Source organism: SAR324 cluster bacterium, assembly GCA_029245725.1.
Lineage (GTDB): Bacteria > SAR324 > SAR324 > SAR324 > NAC60-12 > JCVI-SCAAA005.
The window spans coordinates 1-2,192 of the sequence record JAQWOT010000402.1; the positions used below are offsets into that span (position 1 = coordinate 1).

At 45.3% G+C, this 2,192-nt stretch carries 3 protein-coding genes; all 3 read right to left on the minus strand.

Features of this window, described 5'->3' with window-relative positions:
- The coding region (locus P8O70_22055; GenBank protein ID MDG2199526.1) for a hypothetical protein at nt 1–509 on the minus strand (509 nt) is incomplete at its 3' end.
- Nucleotides 510–516: 7 nt separating this feature from the next.
- Nucleotides 517–1,176, minus strand: coding sequence for a hypothetical protein (locus P8O70_22060; protein MDG2199527.1), 660 nt, complete (start codon nt 1,174–1,176; stop codon nt 517–519).
- Nucleotides 1,177–1,810: 634 nt separating this feature from the next.
- Nucleotides 1,811–2,192 (minus strand): tyrosine-type recombinase/integrase (locus tag P8O70_22065; GenBank protein ID MDG2199528.1); only part of this gene is annotated, 382 nt, incomplete at its 5' end.

The window sequence follows — 2,192 nt, forward strand, 5'->3', positions numbered from 1 at the left end:
TTGCCATTAAGGCCCCAACACTGGACTGTTCCACCAGATAACACGGCGCAAGCGTGCTTGCGCCCAGCAGAAACAGCGGTCACCGTGGAAATACCTGAAACTGTCACGGGGATACTCCTATCTGTGGTTGTCCCATCGCCAAGTTGTCCTTTGTCGTTAAGACCCCAACACTTGACTGTTCCACCAGATAACACGGCACAAGTATGGCTGCTTCCAACCGATAACTCTCTTGTTGCTGTGGAAATACCTGAAACTGTCACGGGGGTAGTCCTATCATCAGTGGTCCCATCACCAAGTTGTCCTTTGTCATTAAGACCCCAACATTTGATAGTTTTATCAAACTTGGTTGCACAGGATCCACTCACACCGACATCAATAGCAATACCGGGCAAGTAAAAGTCCGAGGAGATTAACTCACTATTGAAGTCTTCACTGTCCACTTCCTCAAGTAGCGAACAACTTGAAGTGCAGACAAACAAGACCAGCAGAAGTAAAAGATAGAGTTTCATGTGGTTACTAAAAAACAAACCCAAGCCCAAATTGGAATTGTGATGAACTGATCGGCTGGGGCTTACCGATTTTGACACTCGCTGACTGATAACTGGAATACTCTAAGTAATTTTGCCGGAAGCCCAAGAGTACCTCGGCAAATTCCAACCCGGTAAATGCTAGATTGACTGGCAGCGTGTATTCCAGACCAAGCTGGGCAAACCAAGAATAGCCAACCACCTCTTCACTGACCAGATCCGAGATACTGTAGGGATAACTAATGGTGCCCTTTCCAGAGACGGGATAACCTCCTCCAACAGTCAGGCTCGGGTTACCTGCAGTTTGAATCAGGTAGCCGATTTCATAGAATCTAGCATCTAGCTTGTGTGTGAGTAGGGCATCCGTCTGATTGATTTCGGTTTGAAAGTCATAATACCCCAGCCCCCAGCTGCCGACGACCAGCATCAAGCCACTGTTCTTGCTGGGATGTGATCTCATCTCATAGGATTTACTGCCAACTTTGTAGGATCCCAGCTCCACCCCATCTCCAAAATTTGCCCCCTGAATCAGGCGAAATCGCCACTCACTGCCATCACTGATCGCCAGAGCATCTGCTACAGACAGACTGAACAATGCTACAGACAGAACTAGTACTTTTAGGGTTTTGAACAAGCGACTGCGGTGCATCAGCACTCTTTGTTTGGATACAGAGTGTTAAAGGTTAGTGATTTTCAATTAAACCCTATGCTACCTAGTAATTTACAAGGGTCTGATCAAGATCAAAACGTAAAGTACACAATTTCTAGAAATCTGGCTAGCTTGTCGAAGAACTAATGCTGAAGCTTGCTTACGCAGATATCCTGACCAATTAGCCCAAAGTAGTAAAAAAGGGGAGGCGAAGAAGAATTTAGATCTGATTGATCCAGTGAAAGTAAGTGATTTAATGCTATCAACGATGCAAACTTTATACGCAGGAATATACAATTGCAGATTATGTTTTATCTAACTGTATTCATTGATGGTTAAGTGGTATATCAAGTAGATACGGAATCACTTACAGAGATTGGCCAAAGATTGGAGGCTAACTATTTGAGGTTATGTACAGCTAAAATTGGCAGGTTTTGCTTGAAAACAAGAAGAAACGCAGAAGTATTACTCAACCAGTGAATCACGCCAACGTGAGCCTGATTGGTGATTAGTTCAACGAGTTTAAAAATCAATTAGGAGAGGTAAAGAATGGAGGGACGGAGAGGCTTTTGCTCCCCCGGAGGGATGTTTGAGGAGATGAGAAATTTCAGCTAAGAGGACTAGTCGCGCAGGCCTAACCACTCTTGGCTATCGGATTACTTTTGAGCTCCAACAATAAACTCATCGCTTCCTGAGCCTTGTTGGCGATACTTTGTTGGGCTGCTGGAATGAACTTGGCGTAGCGGCGGGTCATCGGTGAGCCTGGGGCATGTCCCAACTGATGGGCGACTTCAGCTAAGGTTGCACCATTTGATAACATCATTGAAGCAACTGTATCTCGCAGGCAGTAATTCGGTCGAAACTCTTTTGGGATACCTGCCTCATTTCTTAGTTTGCTGAAACGCTTCTTCAGACTATCTAATCTGCATAACCCACCATCGCTTGCTGGGAATACGTATAAACTTCGTCGCAATATCTCAGGGCTCTGATCTAGTAGTTCCCTTTGCTGCAACAGC